At 70.2% G+C, this 17,379-nt stretch carries 15 protein-coding genes; 10 read left to right on the forward strand and 5 right to left on the reverse strand.

Annotated features, from left to right (window positions below; genetic code table 11):
- From ACFO27_RS14235 to ACFO27_RS14265, 7 genes are all read left to right on the forward strand, one after another.
- Complete coding sequence (locus ACFO27_RS14235; protein WP_376817916.1) at positions 1 to 795, forward strand: ABC transporter ATP-binding protein; 795 nt, start codon at positions 1 to 3, stop codon at positions 793 to 795.
- A 125-nt stretch (positions 796 to 920) separates the two neighbouring features.
- The gene (locus ACFO27_RS14240) at positions 921 to 1,469 is read left to right on the forward strand and encodes a TetR/AcrR family transcriptional regulator (protein WP_376817917.1); all 549 of its coding nucleotides are present in this window, start codon (positions 921 to 923) and stop codon (positions 1,467 to 1,469) included.
- A gap of 155 nt (positions 1,470 to 1,624) precedes the next feature.
- The gene (locus ACFO27_RS14245) at positions 1,625 to 2,932 is read left to right on the forward strand and encodes an efflux RND transporter periplasmic adaptor subunit (protein WP_376817918.1); all 1,308 of its coding nucleotides are present in this window, start codon (positions 1,625 to 1,627) and stop codon (positions 2,930 to 2,932) included.
- Positions 2,933 to 2,979: 47 nt separating this feature from the next.
- Positions 2,980 to 6,147, forward strand: coding sequence for a multidrug efflux RND transporter permease subunit (locus ACFO27_RS14250; protein ID WP_376817919.1), 3,168 nt, complete (start codon positions 2,980 to 2,982; stop codon positions 6,145 to 6,147).
- Positions 6,144 to 7,577, forward strand: coding sequence for an efflux transporter outer membrane subunit (locus ACFO27_RS14255; protein ID WP_376817920.1), 1,434 nt, complete (start codon positions 6,144 to 6,146; stop codon positions 7,575 to 7,577). The genes ACFO27_RS14250 and ACFO27_RS14255 overlap by 4 nt, the downstream gene beginning before the upstream one ends.
- A complete protein-coding gene (pdxJ, locus tag ACFO27_RS14260) occupies positions 7,574 to 8,302 on the forward strand; it encodes a pyridoxine 5'-phosphate synthase (protein WP_376818068.1) in 729 nt (242 codons plus the stop codon). The genes ACFO27_RS14255 and pdxJ overlap by 4 nt, the downstream gene beginning before the upstream one ends.
- A gap of 27 nt (positions 8,303 to 8,329) precedes the next feature.
- Positions 8,330 to 8,908: a nitroreductase family protein gene (locus tag ACFO27_RS14265; protein WP_376817921.1), complete on the forward strand. Its 579-nt coding sequence runs from the start codon at positions 8,330 to 8,332 to the stop codon at positions 8,906 to 8,908.
- On the opposite strand, the gene cueR is transcribed toward ACFO27_RS14265, so the two are convergent.
- Positions 8,872 to 9,351 carry a Cu(I)-responsive transcriptional regulator gene (cueR, locus tag ACFO27_RS14270; RefSeq protein WP_376817922.1) on the reverse strand — a complete coding sequence of 160 codons (480 nt, stop codon included), beginning with the start codon at positions 9,349 to 9,351 and terminating at the stop codon, positions 8,872 to 8,874. The genes ACFO27_RS14265 and cueR overlap by 37 nt on opposite strands.
- Positions 9,344 to 11,614: a heavy metal translocating P-type ATPase gene (locus ACFO27_RS14275; RefSeq protein ID WP_376817923.1), complete on the reverse strand. Its 2,271-nt coding sequence runs from the start codon at positions 11,612 to 11,614 to the stop codon at positions 9,344 to 9,346. The genes cueR and ACFO27_RS14275 overlap by 8 nt, the downstream gene beginning before the upstream one ends.
- A gap of 118 nt (positions 11,615 to 11,732) precedes the next feature.
- Here ACFO27_RS14275 and ACFO27_RS14280 point away from each other — a divergent pair, with 118 nt between their 5' ends.
- From ACFO27_RS14280 to ACFO27_RS14290, 3 genes are read left to right on the forward strand one after another with little or no spacing between them, the layout of a single operon-like run.
- Positions 11,733 to 12,125 carry a VOC family protein gene (locus ACFO27_RS14280; RefSeq protein ID WP_376817924.1) on the forward strand — a complete coding sequence of 131 codons (393 nt, stop codon included), beginning with the start codon at positions 11,733 to 11,735 and terminating at the stop codon, positions 12,123 to 12,125.
- Between the two features lie 58 nt (positions 12,126 to 12,183).
- Positions 12,184 to 12,384, forward strand: a complete 201-nt coding sequence (locus ACFO27_RS14285; protein ID WP_376817925.1) for a heavy-metal-associated domain-containing protein — start codon at positions 12,184 to 12,186, stop codon at positions 12,382 to 12,384.
- 14 nt (positions 12,385 to 12,398) lie between these two features.
- Positions 12,399 to 13,796 carry a dihydrolipoyl dehydrogenase gene (locus tag ACFO27_RS14290; RefSeq protein WP_376817926.1) on the forward strand — a complete coding sequence of 466 codons (1,398 nt, stop codon included), beginning with the start codon at positions 12,399 to 12,401 and terminating at the stop codon, positions 13,794 to 13,796.
- Positions 13,797 to 13,800: 4 nt separating this feature from the next.
- Here ACFO27_RS14290 and ACFO27_RS14295 read toward each other — a convergent pair whose 3' ends face one another.
- Genes ACFO27_RS14295 through folD form a run of 3 tightly spaced genes read right to left on the reverse strand, consistent with a single transcriptional unit; the run spans position 13,801 to position 17,378 of the window.
- On the reverse strand, positions 13,801 to 14,376 hold the full coding sequence (locus tag ACFO27_RS14295; RefSeq protein WP_376817927.1) for an SCO family protein: 576 nt from the start codon (positions 14,374 to 14,376) through the stop codon (positions 13,801 to 13,803).
- Positions 14,373 to 16,463, reverse strand: coding sequence for a M3 family metallopeptidase (locus ACFO27_RS14300; RefSeq protein ID WP_376817928.1), 2,091 nt, complete (start codon positions 16,461 to 16,463; stop codon positions 14,373 to 14,375). The genes ACFO27_RS14295 and ACFO27_RS14300 overlap by 4 nt, the downstream gene beginning before the upstream one ends.
- A gap of 60 nt (positions 16,464 to 16,523) precedes the next feature.
- Complete coding sequence (gene folD / locus ACFO27_RS14305; protein WP_323029806.1) at positions 16,524 to 17,378, reverse strand: bifunctional methylenetetrahydrofolate dehydrogenase/methenyltetrahydrofolate cyclohydrolase FolD; 855 nt, start codon at positions 17,376 to 17,378, stop codon at positions 16,524 to 16,526.
- Position 17,379: the final 1 nt, after the last annotated feature.

The raw sequence follows: 17,379 nt of genomic DNA on the forward strand, positions 1-17,379 counted from the left end.
ATGCTGAGCGCCCAGAACCTTCATCTGACCTTCAATCCCGGCACGCCGATCGAAACCCAGGCCCTGCGCGGCATGTCGCTGGACATCCCGGCGGGCCAGTTCGTCACCGTGATCGGCTCCAACGGGGCCGGGAAATCCACCTTCCTGAACGCCATTTCCGGCGAGCAGGGCGTGGACAGCGGCGCCGTCCTGATCGACGGCGAGGACGTCACGCGCCAGCCGGTCTGGGACCGCGCGCGCAAGGTCGCGCGCGTCTTCCAGGATCCGATGGCCGGCACCTGCGAGAACCTGACGATCGAGGAAAACATGTCCCTGGCCCTGGGCCGGGGGCAGTTCCGCAGCCTGCGCCAGGCGGTGCGCGAGGAAATGCGCGTGCTGTTCCGCGAGCGCCTAGCCATGCTCGGGCTGGGACTGGAAAACCGCCTGACCGACCGGATCGGCCTGCTGTCGGGCGGCCAGCGCCAGGCCGTCAGCCTGCTGATGGCGGCCCTGCGCCCCTCGCGCATCCTGCTGCTGGACGAGCACACGGCGGCGCTGGACCCCCGCACCGCCCAGTTCGTGCTGGACCTGACCGCCCGCATCGTGGCCGAGCACGGCCTGACCACGATGATGGTCACCCACAGCATGCGCCAGGCGCTGGACGTGGGCGACCGCACCGTCATGCTGCACCAGGGCCGGGTGGTGCTCGACGTCTCGGGCGACACCCGCCGCGACCTGGAAGTCCCCGACCTGCTCGCCATGTTCGAGAAAGTGCGCGGCGAGGAACTCTCCGACGATACGTTGTTGTTGGGATGATGCCGGATGGTCCGGCAGTCCTCCGCGGACTGCCGGCCGCCGGAATCATCGGAGCGGCCCGCAAGCCGCGAGGTGGACATCAAAATCAAATTGACAAAAAACGCACTTATTGTCAAAATGCGCCGATGTCACCCAAGCTGAGTTCCGAAGCCATGATCGCGCGGCGCGCCAGGATACTGGACGCGGCGCGCTGGTGCTTCCTGAATTTCGGCTTTTCCCGTACCTCCCTGGGGGACATCGCCCAGCGCGCGGGCATTTCCCGCACGCTGCTCTACCGCGGCTTCAAGGACAAGGAAGACCTCTTCATGCAGGTCTTCGACGACTGGATGCTGTCGCGCCTGCCGCTCGCCATGGAAGTGGTGCGGGCGCCGGGCTCCCCGCGCGAGCGCCTGTTCGCGGTCTGCCGGCGGGTGTTGCTGGAGCCCTGGTCCGAAATGGAAGCCGCGCCCATGTCCAGCGAATTCCTGGAAGTCTGCCAGGGTCTGAGCCCGGAAGTGGCCGGCCGGCACCGCGAATGCCTGCTGGAATGCCTGAACCAGGTGTTCGACGATACCGGGGTCGCCCTGGTGTTCCTGCTGGCCCTGGAGGGCCAGATCGAGGACAAGCCCCGCCTGGACGTGCTGGAACGCCGGGTCCGCATCCTCGTGGACCGTTTCACGGCGGATGGCCCATAGCGGGCAGGACAGCGATGCGCATTCTGCCGGACATGCGGATTTTCCCCTTATACTTTTGGCTTGCCCGCGGGGCCGGCGATCCCGGCTTGCGCATGACCGGGCGGCCATCCTTCGCTTCACCCAATCGAAAAATCAACGTTTCTGGAGCTTTTCTTATGGCCTTTAATCGACTGTCCGCCGGCCGGGCCCTGCGACCGCTGGCGCTGGTGTCGCTGCTGACCCTGGCCGCCTGCTCGGGCGAGCCTCAGCAGGGGATGGAAGGCATGAAAGTCCCGGTCAGCGTGATCCAGGTCCAGCCCCAGGCCGCGGTCGTCAACACGGAACTTCCGGGCCGCGTGCAGGCGATTGAGGACGCCGAGATTCGCGCCCGGGTCAACGGCATCGTCCAGTCCATCGACTTCGAGCAGGGCAGCACGGTCAAGGCCGGCCAGCTGCTGTTCACCATCGATCCCGCCCCATACCGGGCGGCTCGCGACCAGGCCGCCGCGCAGCTGAAGAACGCCCAGGCCTCGGCGCACACCGCGCGCCTGCTGGCGCAGCGTTACACCGCGCTCATCAAGCAGCACGCGGTCAGCCAGCAGGACTACGACAACGCCGTCGCCCAGGCGCGCCAGGCGGACGCCGCGGTCGCCGCCGCCCAGGCCGCCCTGGAAGCGGCGCAGATCGATCTGGACTACACCCGGGTCACCTCGCCCATCGACGGCCGCATCGGCAAGGCCCAGGTCACCGTGGGCGCGCTGGTCAGCGCCACGTCCGCCACCTCGCTGGCGACCGTGCACCGCCTGGACCAGGTCTACGTGGACATCACCCAGCCGGTGGCGCAGATCGCCACCCTGCGCCGCCAGATGGCCGACGGCATCGTCAAGCCGGACGCCAACGGCGACGCGCGGGCCGAAGTCCTGCTGGACGGCGGCACCGCCTACCGCCATCCCGGCAAGCTGCTGTTCTCGGGCGTGGCCGTGGATCCCGGCACGGGGCAGGTGAACCTGCGGGCGCTGTTCCCCAATCCGGAACAGATCCTGCTGCCCGGCCTGTACGTGCGCGTGCGCCTGATCCAGGGCGTGGACCAGCAGGCCCTGGTGGTGCCCGAGCAGGCCATCCAGCGCACCGCCGACGGCAACAGCACGGTCGTCCTGATCAAGGACGGCAAGGCCACCTTCACGCCGGTCCAGGTCGGCCCGCACACCGACAATGGCTACATCATCTACCAGGGCATCCAGGCGGGCGATCAACTGATGGTCGAGGGCTTCCAGAAGGTCCGTCCCGGCGCGCCCGTCCAGCCCATGCCCTGGAAGGGCCAGGGCCAGGCCCAGGGCGGTCCGGCGGGGCAGGGCGCCGCGCAGCCGCCCGCCGCGGGCGGCCAGCCCGGCGCTGAAAAGCCCGCCGGCGACAAACCCGCCGGTGACAAATCCGCTGGCGACAAGCCCGCCGACGGCCAGGCCGCGCCAGGCAAGGCCCACTGATCCGGCCACGGCCGCCCGATACTCCTCCGGATTCCACGCGAGCTCTCATGCCACAGTTTTTCATCGAACGACCGATCTTCGCCTGGGTGGTGGCGCTGGCCATCGCCCTGGCCGGCATCCTGGCCATCCCCAACATGGCCGTGTCGCAGTATCCCGACGTCGCGCCGCCCACGGTAAACATCCGCGCCACCTATCCGGGCGCCTCGGCCTCCGAGGTCGCCACCACCGTGGCCAGCATCATCGAGAACGAGCTGAACGGGGCCAAGGGCCTGCTCTACTACGAATCGGTCAGCGATTCCAACGGGCAGGCCGAGATCACCGTCACCTTCGCGCCGGGCACGGATCCCGACCTGGCCCAGGTGGACGTGCAGAACCGCCTGTCCAACGCCACGGCCAAGCTGCCCGCCGCCGTGACGCAGCAGGGCCTGAAGGTCAGCCAGTCGAACTCCGGCTTCCTGATGGTGGTCACGGTGTCGTCCAAGGACGGCTCCATGGACCAGACCGCCCTGGCCGACTACATCACGCGCAACATCCAGAATCCGATGTCGCGGATCAAGGGCGTGGGCAATTTCCAGCTTTTCGCCGCGCCGCGCGCCATGCGCGTCTGGGTCGATCCGCAGAAGCTGGTCGGCTACGGGCTGAGCATGTCCCAGGTCAACAGCGCCCTGGCGGCGCAGAACCTGGTGATCTCCGGCGGCCTCCTGGGCTCGCCCCCGAACCCGGGCTCGCAGCGCACGGTGGCGCCGCTGACAGTCAACGGCCAGCTCACCACGCCGGAAGAGTTCGGCGACATCGTGCTGCGGGCCAATCCGGACGGCTCCTCGGTGCGCATCCGTGACGTCGCCCGGGTCGAGCTCGGTTCGGACAACTACCAGTTCGGCGCCCGCCTGAACGGCAAGCCCACGGCCGCCTTCGCCCTGTCGCTGACGCCCACGGCCAACGCCCTGGAAACGGCCAAGCTGGCCAAGGCCAAGATGGCCGAACTGGCCCGGTTCTTCCCCGACAACATCACCTACGAGATCCCCTACGACACTTCGCCTTATGTGGACCTGTCCATCGAGCAGGTGGTCCACACCCTGTTCGAGGCCATGGTGCTGGTGTTCGTGGTGATGTTCGTGTTCCTGCAGAACGTGCGCTACACGCTGATCCCCGCGCTGGTGGTGCCGGTGGCGATGATGGGGGCCTTCACCGTGATGCTGGCCCTGGGATTCTCCATCAACGTGCTGACCATGTTCGCCATGGTGCTGGCCATCGGGATCCTGGTGGACGACGCCATCGTGGTGGTGGAAAACGTCGAGCGCATCATGGCCGAGGAAGGCCTGTCGCCCAAGGAAGCCACGAAAAAGGCCATGCCGCAGATCAGCGGCGCCATCGTCGGGATCACGCTGGTGCTGACCACGGTGTTCCTGCCGCTGGCCTTCATGACCGGCTCCGTGGGGGTGATCTACCGCCAGTTCTCCGTGGCCATGGCGGTGTCCATCCTGTTCTCGGCGCTGCTGGCGCTCAGCTTCACCCCGGCGCTGTGCGCCACCCTGCTCAAGCCCATCCCCAAGGGCCATCACGAATCCAAGCGCGGTTTCTTCGGCTGGTTCAACCGCGGTTTCGCGCGCACCACGCAGGGCTATACCCGCTGGGTCTCGCGCAGCCTGAAGCGCACGCTGCGCATGATGGTGGTGTTCGCCGTGCTGGTGGGCGTGATGGGCTGGATGTACCTGCGCCTGCCCACGTCGTTCCTGCCCGAAGAGGACCAGGGCTACGTGATCGCCAACATCGAACTGCCCTCGGGCGCCTCGTCCAGCCGCACGGTGGAAATCATCGAGCAGGTGGAAAAATACTTCATGGCCCTGCCGCAGGTGGCCAACATCATCGCCGTCCAGGGCTTCAGCTTCAACGGCAACGGCCTGAACGCCGCCATCGCCTTCGTCCCCCTGAAGGACTTTTCCGAACGCAAGGGGCCGGGCGACTCGGCGCAGGCGATTTCCGGCACCGCCATGGGCAAGCTGCTGTTCGGCCTGCCGGACTCCATGGTGATCTCCATCACGCCGCCCGCCATTTCCTCGCTGGGCAACGCCTCGGGCTTCGACCTGCGGCTGGAGGACCGCAGCGGCGTGGGCAGCGAAGCCCTGCAGGCCGCCACCCAGCAACTGCTGCAGCTGGCCTCGCAGAGCCCCATCCTGACCGGCACGCGCATCACCGGCCTGGGACCGGGGCCGCAACTGAAGGTGGAAATCGACCGCGCCAAGGCCGCCGCCCTGGGCGTGGACTTCTCCGAGGCCGCCAACCTGATCTCCACGGCGATCGGTTCGTCCTACGTCGGCAAGTTCACCAATCAGGGCTGGGTGCAGAACATCTGGGTCCAGGCGGAGCAGAGCGCCCGCATGAATCCGGACGACATCCTGCGGCTCAACGCCCGCAACGCCGACGGCGAGATGGTGCCGCTGTCCTCGTTCGTGTCCCTGGAATGGACCCAGGGCCCGGTCCAGGTCGTGCGCTACAACGGTTATGAATCCATCCGGATCGGCGGTTCGGCGGCGCCGGGCTATTCCACTGGCCAGGCGATGGCCGAAATGGAGCGTCTGATCACCCAGCTGCCGTCCGGGCTGGGCTATGAGTGGACCGGGCTGTCCTACCAGGAAATCCAGGCGGGCAGCCAGTCCGCGATCCTGATGGGGCTGTCGATCCTGGTGGTCTTCATGGTGCTGGCCGCCCTGTACGAAAGCTGGGCCATCCCGCTGTCGGTGATGCTGGCCGTGCCGCTGGGCATGCTGGGCGCCGTGCTGCTCAGCAGCCTGATGGGCAAGGACAACGACGTGTACTTCATGGTCGGGATGGTGACCGTGATCGGCCTGGCGGCGAAGAACGCCATCCTGATCGTCGAGTTCGCCAAGGACCTGTACGCCAGCGGCGCGGGCCTGGCCGAGTCGGCCATCGAGGCCGCGCGGCTGCGCTTCCGTCCGATCCTGATGACCTCCTTCGCCTTCATCCTGGGGGTGGTGCCCCTGGTGATGGCGACCGGGGCGGGCGCCGCCAGCCAGAATGCCGTGGGCCTGGGCGTGCTGGGCGGCATGCTGGCGGCCACGCCGCTGGCCGTGCTCTTCGTGCCGACTTTCTTCGTGGTGATTCTGAAATTGTTCAAGACCAAACCGAAACTGCTGGGCCACCAGGCGCCGCACATCCCCGCCGCCGGCGAATCCGACCCGGGAGAAAAGGCATGACGACCCGACGACTCTCTGCGCGTGTCCTGGCCGTCTCCACGCTCGGCCTGGCGCTGGGCGCCTGCTCGCTGGCGCCCACCTACCACCGGCCGGACGCGCCGGTGCCCGACCGCTTCCCGGTCACGGCCGCCGACGCCGGACAGGCTGCGGCGCTGCCGGCCTGGCGGGATTTCTTCCAGGATCCCCGCCTGCAGGCTCTGATCGAACTGGCGCTGAAGAACAACCGCGACCTGCGCATCGCCGTCGACCGGGTCGAAGAGGCCCGCGCCCAGTTCGGCATCGCCCAGAGCGACCGCCTGCCGACCATCGGCGCGCAGGGCACGGGGCAGGTCACCCGCACGCCGCCCGACATGCGCAACGGCGGCGCCGATGCCCAATCCGTCAACCGCAGCTACATCGCGGGCGTGGGCATGACGGCCTTCGAGCTGGACTTCTTCGGCCGCGTGCGCAATCTCAGCGAAGCCGCCTACCAGTCCTACCTGTCCACCGACCAGGCGCGCCGCACCGTCCAGTTGGGGCTCATCGCCCAGACCGCCGAGGCCTACTTCCGCCTGCGTTCGGCCCAGGTCCTGCACGAGCTGATGGACAAGACCCTGGAAGCCCGCAAGGGCACGCTGGACCTGGTCCAGTCCCGCTTCGACGTGGGGGTCGCCTCCGACCTGGACCTGGCCCAGGCCCAGTCCCAGTACGACACCGTGCGCGCCGACCGCATCGCGGCCGAGCGCGCGATGACGCAGGCCGGCAACGCCTTGCAGCTGCTCCTGGGCACGCCGGTGCCCGACGGCCTGCCCGAGCCCCGGCCGTTCGGCCGCGAGCAGCTGCTGCAGTCGCTGCCCGCGGGCCTGCCGTCGCAATTGCTTGAACGCCGCCCCGACATCGTCGGCGCGGAGCACGACCTGATGGCGGCCAATGCCCAGATCGGCGCCGCCCGCGCGGCCTTCTTCCCGCGCATTTCCCTGACCGGACTGCTGGGCTTCGCCAGCCCGGAACTCGACGCCCTGTTCGGCGGCAGCCACCGCTACTGGCAGTTTTCGCCCCAGATCCAGATGCCGCTGTTCTCGGGCGGCGTCAAGGGCAATCTGGACCTGGCCAAGGCGCGCAGCAACATCGCCGTGTCGGCCTACGAGAAAGCCATCCAGACCGCGTTCCGCGAGGTCGCCGACGGCCTGGCGGGCGAAGCCACCTACAGCAACCAGCTCGACGCCCTGCGCGCCACCGAGGAATCCGCGCTCAAGGCCCTCAAGCTGGCCCAGATCCGCTACGAGACCGGCGTGGACAGCTTCCTGCAGGTTCAATCCGCGCAGGTCGCCTTGTACGGCGTGCAGCAGCAGTTCATCCAGCTGGGTACCGACGCGCTGTTCAACCGCGTCGAACTGTACAAGGCGCTGGGCGGGGGCTGGTCGGCGGACGACCTGCCGGGGGCGTCCTGATGGAACTGGGCGTCAACATCGATCACGTCGCCACCCTGCGCCAGCAGCGCCTGACGACGTACCCCGACCCCCTGCAGGCCGCGCTGCGCGCCGAGGACGCGGGAGCCGACCTGATCACCCTGCACCTGCGCGAGGACCGGCGCCACATCCAGGACGCCGACGTGCGCGCCATCCGGCCGGCCCTGCGCACGCGCATGAACCTGGAATGCGCCATCACCCCGGACATGCTGGCGATCGCCTGCGACATCCGTCCCCAGGACGTCTGCCTGGTGCCGGAAAACCGGCGCGAGCTGACCACCGAGGGCGGCCTGGACGTGCTCGGCCGCTACGACGAAGTCGCGTCCGCCGTGGCGCGGCTGCACGACGCCGGCATCCGCGTGTCCCTGTTCATCGATCCCGAGGCCGACCAGATCGCCGCCGCCGCGCGCGCCGGCGCCCGGGTGATCGAGCTGCACACCGGCGCCTATGCCGACGCGCCCGAGGCCGGGTTGCGCGCCGCCCAGCTGGAACGCCTGCGCGCCGCCATCGCCGTGGGCGTGGGCGAGGGCCTGCGGGTCAATGCCGGTCACGGTCTGCATTACGACAACGTCGAGCCCGTCGCCGCCCTGCCGGGAATCTCCGAGCTGAACATCGGCCACGCCATCGTCGCCCAGGCCGTGTTCGACGGCTGGGAGCCCGCGATCCGGCGCATGAAGGCCCTGATGATCCGGGCGTCCTGTTCATAGTGCCGTGAATCGCCAGGAGCCTTGCCCATGTCCGCGTTCTTCGATGTCCTGCTTGGCCGCCAGTCAGTCAAGTTCGTCCAGGCGCCCGGTCCGACCGGCGAGCAGCTGGACCTGATCCTGCAAGCCGCCCTGCGCGCGCCCGACCATGGCGCCGTGAAGCCCTGGCGCTTCGTCCTGGTGCGCGGCGCCGACGTGCCCGCCCTGGTGGACGTGGGCGTACGGGCCGGCATCGCCGCGGGCAAGCCCTTGCCGCAGCCCAAGGTGGACAATGCCCGCAAGTGGCTGTCCAGGGTGCCGCTGGTGGTCGCCCTGGGCTGCCGCCCGGATCCTTCCGGCCGCATCCCCGAGCATGAAAGCCTGCTGGCCGTGGGCGCGGCGGCCATGAACATGCTCAACGCCGCGCACGCCCTGGGTTTCGGCGCCTTCTGGAGCACCGGCATCGGCACCTACCTGGACGGCGTGGGCGAGGCCCTGGGCTTCGACCCCCTGGACGAGCGCTTCATGGGCTACCTGGCCATCGGCACGCCCATCGACGCGCCGCATCCGGTCCAGCGTCCGGACTGGCGGGATCACGTGTCCGAATGGCACGCCCCGGCCGGGGCCTGAGCGCGCGCGCCGTCCTCGATGCCTTCGAGGATCGGGCAGTCAGGCCGGTCGTCGCCATGGCAGCGCCGCGCCAGCTCGCGCAGGGTCGCCGCCATGCCGCGCAGCAGGGTGGCCTTGGCCTCCAGCGATTCGATGTGCGCCAGCGCCAGGCGCTTGACTTCCGCGCTGGCGCGCCCGCGGTCGCGCCACAGGCCGGTCAGTTCCGCGATCTGCTTCAATGAGAACCCCAGGTCGCGCGCGCTGCGGATGAAGCGCAGCGCGTGCAGGTCGGCCTCGCCGTACTGCCGGTAGCCGGCGGCGCTGCGGGCCTGCGGGACGAACAGGCCCTCCTGTTCGTAGTAGCGGATCATCTTGGGGCTCAGTCCGGTGCGGGCGGCCGCTTCGCCGATCGTGAGCGGTCTTCCGGCGGGGGCGAGGGGGCGGCGTGGACGGGATTCAGTCATGGAGGTTCCCCAAGGGCAGCCATTTCAGGCGCAAGGCGTTGACGACGACGAAGACGCTGGACAGGGCCATGGCGCCCGCTCCCAGCATGGGCGAGAGCTGCAGCCCGGTGAAGGGATACAGGGCGCCGGCCGCCACCGGGATCAGGGCGGCGTTGTAGGCGAAGGCCCAGAACAGGTTCTGGCCGATGTTGCGCAGCGTCAGCCGCGACAGCGCGATGGCGCGGGCCACCGAGTTCAGGTCTTCGTTCATCAGCACCACGTCGGCCGATTCGATGGCGACGTCGGTGCCCTGGCCGATGGCGATGCCCACGTCGGCGGTCGCCAGGGCGGGCGCGTCGTTGATGCCGTCGCCCACGAAGGCCAGGGCGCCGGCGTCGCGCCGCAGCGCCCGCAGCAGCTCCGCCTTGTGCTCGGGCAGGGTCTGGGCGTGGACGATGTCGATGCCCAGTTCGCCGGCCACGGCCCGGGCGGCGGCTTCATGGTCGCCGGTGATGAGCGCGGTCTTCAGCCCCAGGGCGTGCAGTCGGGCGATGGCCTCGCGGGCGCCGGGCCGCAACGTGTCGGCCACCGCCAGCACGCCCGCCAGTTGGCCGTCGCGCGCCGCCAGGAAGACCGTCTTCCCCTGGCTGGCCAGCGTCCGGACCTGCGCCGCGACCCCGGCCTCGACCGGCACGCCCTGATCGCGCATCAGGGGCTCGTTGCCCAGCAGCCAGTCGTGGCCTTCGACCCGGCCCCGCACGCCCGCGCCGGTGAGCGCCGCGAATCCTTCCACCGGTGCCGGGGACAGTCCTTCGGCCTTGGCGGCCTGCAGCAGCGCGTGCGCGATGGGATGTTCCGAAGCGCCTTGCACCGAGGCCACCGCCGCCAGCAGGGCGGCGCGGTCCAGGCCGTCCAGGGGCTGCGCGTCGCTGAGCGCCGGGCGCCCCACGGTCAGCGTGCCGGTCTTGTCGAAGGCCGCCACCCGGACGTTGCGCAGGCGCTGCAGCGCGTCGCCCTGGCGGAATACGATGCCCAGGCCCGCCGCGCGCCCCGTGGCCACCATGATCGAGATCGGTGTCGCCAATCCCATGGCGCAGGGGCAGGCGATGATCAGCACCGCCACGCCGGCGATCAGCGCGTGTGTCAGCTGGGGCTCCGGTCCCCAGAGCAGCCAGCCCAGGAAGGCCAGCACGGCCAGCGCCATGACGGCCGGAACGAACCAGCCGGTGACCCGGTCCACCAGGCGCTGGATCGGCAGCTTGGCGCCCTGCGCCTGTTCGACCAGGCGGATGATGTGGGCGAGCACCGTGTCGGCCCCGACCTGCGTGGCGCGCATCGTCAGGCTGCCGCGCGTGTTCAGCGTGCCGCCGATCAGGCGGTCGCCCGCGCGGCGCGTGACCGGCATGGGTTCGCCCGTGATCATGGACTCGTCCACCCAGGATTCGCCTTCGACGACCGTGCCGTCGATCGGGATCTTCTCGCCGGGCCGCACCCGCACTTCGTCGCCGACGGCCAGCGCGTCGATGGGCAGCTCGGCCCAGTCGTCGCCGCGCCGCGCCCAGGCGGTGCGCGGCCGCAGGCCGATCAGGTGGCGGATGGCGGAGCCGGCCCGGCCCCGGGCGCGGGCCTCCAGCCAGCGGCCCATCAGGATCAGGGTGGCGACGACGGCGGCGGCCTCGAAATACAGGTGGCGGGCCTCGTCAGGAAAGAGGGCGGGCGCGATCGTGACCAGCGCGGAATACAGCCAGGCGCTGCCCGCGCCCAGCGCGACCAGCGTGTTCATGTCCGGCCCCAGGTGCCGCAGCGCCTTGAAGCCCCGGGTGAAGAAGGCGCGGCCCGGACCGGCCAGCACGGCGGTGGCGAGCGCGAATTCGGCCCAGGCCAGCGCCCGCGGATCGGCCATGGACTGGATCGCGTGGTGCAGGGCGGGGACCAGGTGCCCGCCCATCTCGACCAGGAACACCGGCAGCGTCAAGGCCAGGGCCAGGAGGAAGCGCCGGCCGGCGGCGGCGTCCTCGTCCGCGTCGTCCGTGGCTGGCGCGGGATTCTCGCGGCTGACCAGCCGCGCCTGGTAGCCGCGCTTTTCAATGGCGGCGACCAGCGCCCCGGGATCGGCGCCCTCGGCCGCGAGGGTGACGTGGGCGCGGCGCGTGGCCAGGTTGACGCTGGCCTGGGACACCCCGGGGACTTTCGCCAGGGCCGTTTCGACCCGGCGCACGCAGGAGGCGCAGGTCATGCCCTCGACCTCCAGGTCGAGCGCGGATGGGGCGGGCAGGACGGACATGGGCGGACTCCGGTTCATCACGATGATTGTAGGATGGGGCTTGCCCGTGTGGTAAGGTCAAGGGGTATTGCAGAACCGGCCGGTCCGGATGCCGGACCGCGAACCTCACGGGAAAGAAATGACGATACGCATCGACAGACTCGACCACCTCGTCCTGACAGTCAGGGACGTCGCCGCCACGTGCGATTTCTATTCGCGCGTCCTGGGCATGGAGGTCGTGACCTTCGGCGAGGGCCGCAAGGCCCTGGCCTTCGGGCGCCAGAAGATCAACCTGCATCAGCAGGGCCGGGAAATCGAGCCCAAGGCGGCCGTGGCGCTGCCCGGCACCGCCGACCTGTGCCTGATCACGTCCGCGGCGCCGCAGGCGGTGCTGGATCATCTCCGGGCCTGCGGCGTGCCGGTGCTCGACGGCCCGGTGCCGCGCACGGGCGCGACGGGTAAGATCACCTCGGTGTATTTCAGGGATCCGGATGAAAACCTGATCGAAGTGTCGCGTTACGACGAAGCTTGAGCTTCCCTCCATGTCAAGGCTTAAGATGCCGGCAGTCCCTTTTCCAGGAGCCTTTCCCATGAAGACCGAATTCATCGTTTCCGACATGACCTGCAACCACTGCGTGCAGACCATCACCCGGGCCGTGCAGGACGTGGCGCCGGGCGCCGCCGTACAGGCCGACCTGGCCGCCCATCGCGTCACGATCGAGTCGTCGGCGGACGCGGCGGCGCTCCAGGCCGCGATCGCCGAGGAAGGCTACGACGTCCAGCCCGCTTGACACGGGGCGTGGCAATGAACAATCGGATCATCGACTGCGACGTCGCCATCGTCGGCGCCGGCTCGGCCGGCCTGCCGGCCTACCGCGAGGTCCTCAAGGCGGGCCTGAAACCCCTGCTGATCGAAGGCGGGCCGCACGGCACCATGTGCGCCCGGGTGGGCTGCATGCCGTCGAAGCTGCTGATCGCGGCGGCCCAGTCCGTGGCCGACATGCGCCATGCGGACGGCTTCGGCATCCGCCTGGACGGCCCGCCCCGGGTGGATGGCGCGGCCGTGATGGACCGGGTGCGGCGCGAGCGCGACCGTTTCGTGGGCTTCGTGGTGGACGACGTGCGGGCCATGCCGCCGGAGCACCGTCTGGACGCCCCGGTGGAATTCCTGCGCGACGGCGTGCTGCGGGCCGGCGACGGCCGCGAGGTGCATGCCCGGCGCGTCATCCTGGCCACCGGCACCCGGCCGAACGTGCCGGACCTGTACCGGCCGCTGGGCGACCTGGCGATCGTCAACGACGACGTGTTCGACTGGCGCGACCTGCCGCGCAGCGTACTGGTCGTCGGCTCGGGCGTGATCGGGGTGGAACTGGGGCTGGCGCTGGCGCGCCTGGGCGTGCGGGTGCGGGTGCTGAACCGCTCCGGCAGCTTCGCCCATCTGGCCGATCCCCAGGTACGCGCGGCCGCGGTGGCGCTGCTGGCGCCGGAACTGTCCCTGGTTCAAAACGCCCGGGTCGCCTCGGCGTGCCGCGAGGGCGATCAGGCCGTGGTGGGCTGGTCGGCCGATGGCGGGCCGGAAACCGTGGAACGCTTCGACCGCGTGCTGCTGACGGCGGGCCGCAGCCCGGCCCTGGACGCGCTGCGCCTGGAGCGCACTTCGATGCCGCTGGACGAGCGCGGCCGGCCGCGCTTCGATCCGGCAACGCTGCAGGTCCACGGCCAGCCGGTGTTCCTGGCGGGCGACGTCACCGGCCGCCACGCCATCCAGCACGAGGCCTCCGACGACGGCCGCCTGGCCGGGCGCAATGCCGCCGCCTGGCCCGACGTGCGGGCGCTGCCGCGCCGCGCGCCCCTGGCGGTGGTGTTCAGCGATCCGCAGATCATGCAGGTGGGCGGCGGCTATGCCGCGCTGGACGATCCGGACGCGGCCGCCATCGGCGAGGTCGACTGGACCCGCCAGGGCCGTTCGCGCGTCATGCAGCGCAACCAGGGCCTGCTGCGCGTCTACATGCGCAAATCCGACCGGCGCTTCCTGGGCGCGGAAATGGTGGGGCCGGACGCGGAGCACGTCGGCCATTTGCTGGCCTGGGCCCTGCAGATGGGGTTGACCGTGCCGGACATGCTGAACCTGCCCTTCTACCACCCGACCATCGAGGAAGGCATCCGCACGGCGCTGCGCGATGCCGCGCGGCAAACAGGCTGAGGGTTCAGCGCAGCAACGGCTTCAGGGCGGCGAGCAGCTCTTCCTGGGATTCGCCGTCCGAGGCCAGCCAGACGGCCTTGCCCCGCTGGTCGAAGGCGTAGATCCCCCGGCTGTGGGAGACCTCGTAGGGCGCGTCCGGGTGCTTCGGATCGGGACGCTCGATCTGGTAGGCGACCCGGTAGCGCCGGGCGAGCGCCGCGATGGCCTGTTCGTCGCCCGTCAGGCCGATGGCGCGGGGATCGAACTGGTCCACGTAGGCCTGCAGGATGTCGGGCGTGTCCCGGTGGGGATCGACGCTGACGAACAGGATGCGCACCTGGTCGGCCTTGGGGCCCAGGGACTCGGTCACCTGGGCCAGTTGCGCCATGGTCGTCGGGCAGATGTCCGGGCAGCTCGCGTAGCCGAAGAACATCAGCACCACCTTGCCGGCGAAGGCCTGCTGGGTGATGGTCGCGCCGCCCGCGCCCTGCAGGGAAAACTTCAGGTCCGGCAGGAAGCCGCGCACCGGATGGACGGCCGCCAGCGCCAGGCCGATGCCGGCTGTCCAGAGTCCCAGCGCGAGCAGCAGGCGCCGAATCATGACGATTGGACCTCTACCAGCCCACTATGCCGCAGCAGCGCATCGATGCTGGGATCGCGGCCGCGGAAGGCGCGGAAGGATTCCGCGGCCGGGCGCGAGCCGCCGACGGCGATGATCTCGTCCAGGTAGCGGCGGCTGGTGGCCGGGTCGAACACGTCGCGCGTGCCGTCCGGGCCGGGCCGGGCGGCTTCCTCGAAGGCGGCGAAGGCGTCGGCCGACAGGACCTCCGCCCATTTGTAGCTGTAGTAGCCGGCGCCGTAGCCGCCCGCGAACAGGTGCGAGAAGGCGTGCGGGAAGCGGTGCCAGGCGGGCGGAATCAGCAGCGCGACCTCCTGGCGGACCTGGTCGAGGGTGTCCAGGACCTCGCTGATCGACAGGCCGCTGGCGCGGGTGTGGATCAGCATGTCGAACAGGGCGAACTCGACTTGGCGCAGGGTCTGCAGGCCGCTCTGGAAGTTGCGCGCGGCGATCATGCGGTCGTACAGGGCGCGGGGCAGGGGCTCGCCGGTGTCCACGTGGCGGGTCAGGGACTGCAGCACGTCCCATTCCCAGCAGAAGTTCTCCATGAACTGCGAGGGCAGCTCGATGGCGTCCCATTCGACGGCGGCGAAGGCGGCGGCGCCGGGATCGTCCACGCGCGAAAGCAGCGTATGCATGGCGTGGCCGCTTTCATGGAACAGGGTGATCACGTCGTCGTGGGATAGCAGGGCCTCGCGGCCGTCCTGCGGCGCGGGGAAATTGCAGGTCAGCCAGGCCAGCGGCGTGTGCAGGCGCCCGGCGTGCACGCGGCGGCTGCGCTCGCTGTCCACCCAGGCGCCGCCCTGCTTGCCGGTGCGGGCGTACAGGTCCATGCCCAGGCGGCCGAGTTCCCGGCCTTCGGCGTCCAGCACCCGGTAGATGCGCGCGTCGGCGTGCCAGGCGGGCGCGTCGGTGGCTTCCAGGCGCACGCCGAACAGGGTGCGGATCACCTGGAACAGGCCGTCCAGCACGCGCGATTCGGTGAAATAGGGGCGCAGTTCCTCGTCGGAATAGGCGTAGCGGCTTTCGCGCAGGCGCTCGGACGCGTAGGCGATGTCCCAGGGTTCCAGGGGATCGAGCCCGAGTTCGCGGGCGGCGAAGGCGCGCAGCTCGTCCAGGTCGCGCCGGGCGCTGGGCCGGGCGCGGGCGGCCAGTTCGCGCAGGAAGTCCAGCACCTGGCCGGCGTTGTCGGCCATGCGGGTTTCCAGGCGCAGGCTGGCGAAATCGGGGTGGCCCAGCAGGGCGGCTTCCTCGGCCCGCAGGGCCAGCAGCGTTTCGATGGATTCGGAATTGTCGAAGGCCGGATCGCCCTGGTCCGAGGCCCGTGTGGCGTGCGCGCGATACAGGGTCTGGCGCAGTTCGCGGTCGCGGGCGTGCAGCATGACCGGCAGGTAGCAGGGCATGTGCAGCGTCAGCTTCCAGCCGGATTCGCCCGCCGACCGGGCGGCCTGGGCGGCCGCGGCAACCACGTCCGCGGGCAGGCCGTCCAGGCGGGTCTCGTTGGCGATCAGCAGGGACCAGCCGTCGGTCGCGTCGAGCACGTTTTCGGAGAACTTCTGGGATACCTGGGCCTGCAGCTCGGCGTTGCGCGCGTAGGTTTCGCGCGCGGCGCCTTCCAGTTCGACCCCGCTCAGGCGGAAGTCGCGCAGCGCCAGCTCGACGATGCGGCGGCGGGCCGGCGTCAGCCCGGCGAAGGCCGGGCTCGCCGCCAGCGCGCGGTAGCGTTCGTACAGGCCGCGATGCAGCCCCACCCAGGTGGAGAACTCGCTCATCAGCGGCAGGCAGGCGTTGTAGGCGGCGCGCAGGTCGGGCGTATTGACCACGCCGTTCAGGTGCCCGGCGATGGCCCAGGCGCGATGCAGGCGTTCGGACGGGTCCTCGATGGCCTCGACCAGGTTGTCCCAGTCGGGCGGGTCCGTGCACGCGGCGGCGGCCTCGATCGCGGCGCGCGAGGCCTCGATCAGCTCGCGCACGGCGGGTTCGATGTGCTCGGGCCGGACGGCGCCATAGTCCACGAATGCCTCGGCCGGAACGAGGAGGGGATTGCCGGCGGTGCGGGTACTGTTCATGCGAGCCCAGATGGGGGCGGCGCCCCCGTTTTTCAAGTCCGCCGCGTCATGCCTGCGGCGTCAGGCCTGCAGCGTGCGCTCGGCGGCTTCGATGGTGTTGACCAGCAGCATGGCGATGGTCATGGGACCCACGCCCCCGGGCACGGGCGTGATCGCGGATGCGACCGCGGCGGCCGAGTCGAAGTCCACGTCGCCGACGAGCTTGCCGGATTCGAGCCGGTTGATGCCCACGTCGATCACGACCGCGCCGGGCTTGACCATGTCGCCGGTGACGATGCCGGGCCGGCCCGTGGCCACCACCAGCACGTCGGCCCGGCGCGTCTGGGCGCCCAGGTCGCGGGTCTTGGAATTGCACAGCGTCACGGTGGCGCCGGCCGCCAGCAGCAGCATGGCCATGGGCTTGCCGACGATGTTGCTGGCGCCCACGATCACCGCCTCGGCGCCCCGCAGGGGGACGTTTTCCGATTCCAGCATCTTCATCACGCCGTAGGGCGTGCAGGGACGGAACAGCGGCCGTCCGGTCATCAGCAGGCCGGCGTTGCTGACGTGGAAGCCGTCCACGTCCTTGGCCGCGCTGATGGTCTCGATCACCAGCCCGGTGTCGATGTGGCCGGGCAGGGGCAGCTGCACCAGGATGCCGTGGATGGCCGGATCGGCGTTGAGCGTCTCGATCACGTCCAGCAGCTCGCCTTCGGGCGTGTCGGCGCCCAGCGGGATGACGCGCGAATGCATGCCGGCCGCCGTGCAGGCGGCGGCCTTGTTGCGCACGTAGACCTGGGAGGCCGGGTCCTCGCCGACCAGCACGACCGCCAGCCCGGGCGTGACGCCCTGGGCCTTGAGCGCGCGCACGCGTTCGGCCACCTCGCCGCGCACCCGCGCGGACAGGGCCTTGCCGTCGATGATGCGGGCGCTCATG

The organism is Castellaniella denitrificans, assembly GCF_042653765.1.
GTDB lineage: Bacteria > Pseudomonadota > Gammaproteobacteria > Burkholderiales > Burkholderiaceae_B > Castellaniella > Castellaniella denitrificans.

Excerpts from the sequence above, each read along its gene's own strand:
- ACFO27_RS14235 (WP_376817916.1), top strand. The coding sequence starts at position 1 with ATGCTGAGCGCCCAGAACCTTCATCTGACCTTCAATCCCGGCACGCCG.
- ACFO27_RS14240 (WP_376817917.1), top strand. The coding sequence starts at position 921 with ATGTCACCCAAGCTGAGTTCCGAAGCCATGATCGCGCGGCGCGCCAGG.
- ACFO27_RS14245 (WP_376817918.1), top strand. The coding sequence starts at position 1,625 with ATGGCCTTTAATCGACTGTCCGCCGGCCGGGCCCTGCGACCGCTGGCG.
- ACFO27_RS14250 (WP_376817919.1), top strand. The coding sequence starts at position 2,980 with ATGCCACAGTTTTTCATCGAACGACCGATCTTCGCCTGGGTGGTGGCG.
- ACFO27_RS14255 (WP_376817920.1), top strand. The coding sequence starts at position 6,144 with ATGACGACCCGACGACTCTCTGCGCGTGTCCTGGCCGTCTCCACGCTC.
- ACFO27_RS14265 (WP_376817921.1), top strand. The coding sequence starts at position 8,330 with ATGTCCGCGTTCTTCGATGTCCTGCTTGGCCGCCAGTCAGTCAAGTTC.
- cueR (WP_376817922.1), bottom strand. The coding sequence starts at position 9,351 with ATGACTGAATCCCGTCCACGCCGCCCCCTCGCCCCCGCCGGAAGACCG.
- ACFO27_RS14275 (WP_376817923.1), bottom strand. The coding sequence starts at position 11,614 with ATGTCCGTCCTGCCCGCCCCATCCGCGCTCGACCTGGAGGTCGAGGGC.
- ACFO27_RS14280 (WP_376817924.1), top strand. The coding sequence starts at position 11,733 with ATGACGATACGCATCGACAGACTCGACCACCTCGTCCTGACAGTCAGG.
- ACFO27_RS14285 (WP_376817925.1), top strand. The coding sequence starts at position 12,184 with ATGAAGACCGAATTCATCGTTTCCGACATGACCTGCAACCACTGCGTG.
- ACFO27_RS14290 (WP_376817926.1), top strand. The coding sequence starts at position 12,399 with ATGAACAATCGGATCATCGACTGCGACGTCGCCATCGTCGGCGCCGGC.
- ACFO27_RS14295 (WP_376817927.1), bottom strand. The coding sequence starts at position 14,376 with ATGATTCGGCGCCTGCTGCTCGCGCTGGGACTCTGGACAGCCGGCATC.
- ACFO27_RS14300 (WP_376817928.1), bottom strand. The coding sequence starts at position 16,463 with ATGAACAGTACCCGCACCGCCGGCAATCCCCTCCTCGTTCCGGCCGAG.
- folD (WP_323029806.1), bottom strand. The coding sequence starts at position 17,378 with ATGAGCGCCCGCATCATCGACGGCAAGGCCCTGTCCGCGCGGGTGCGC.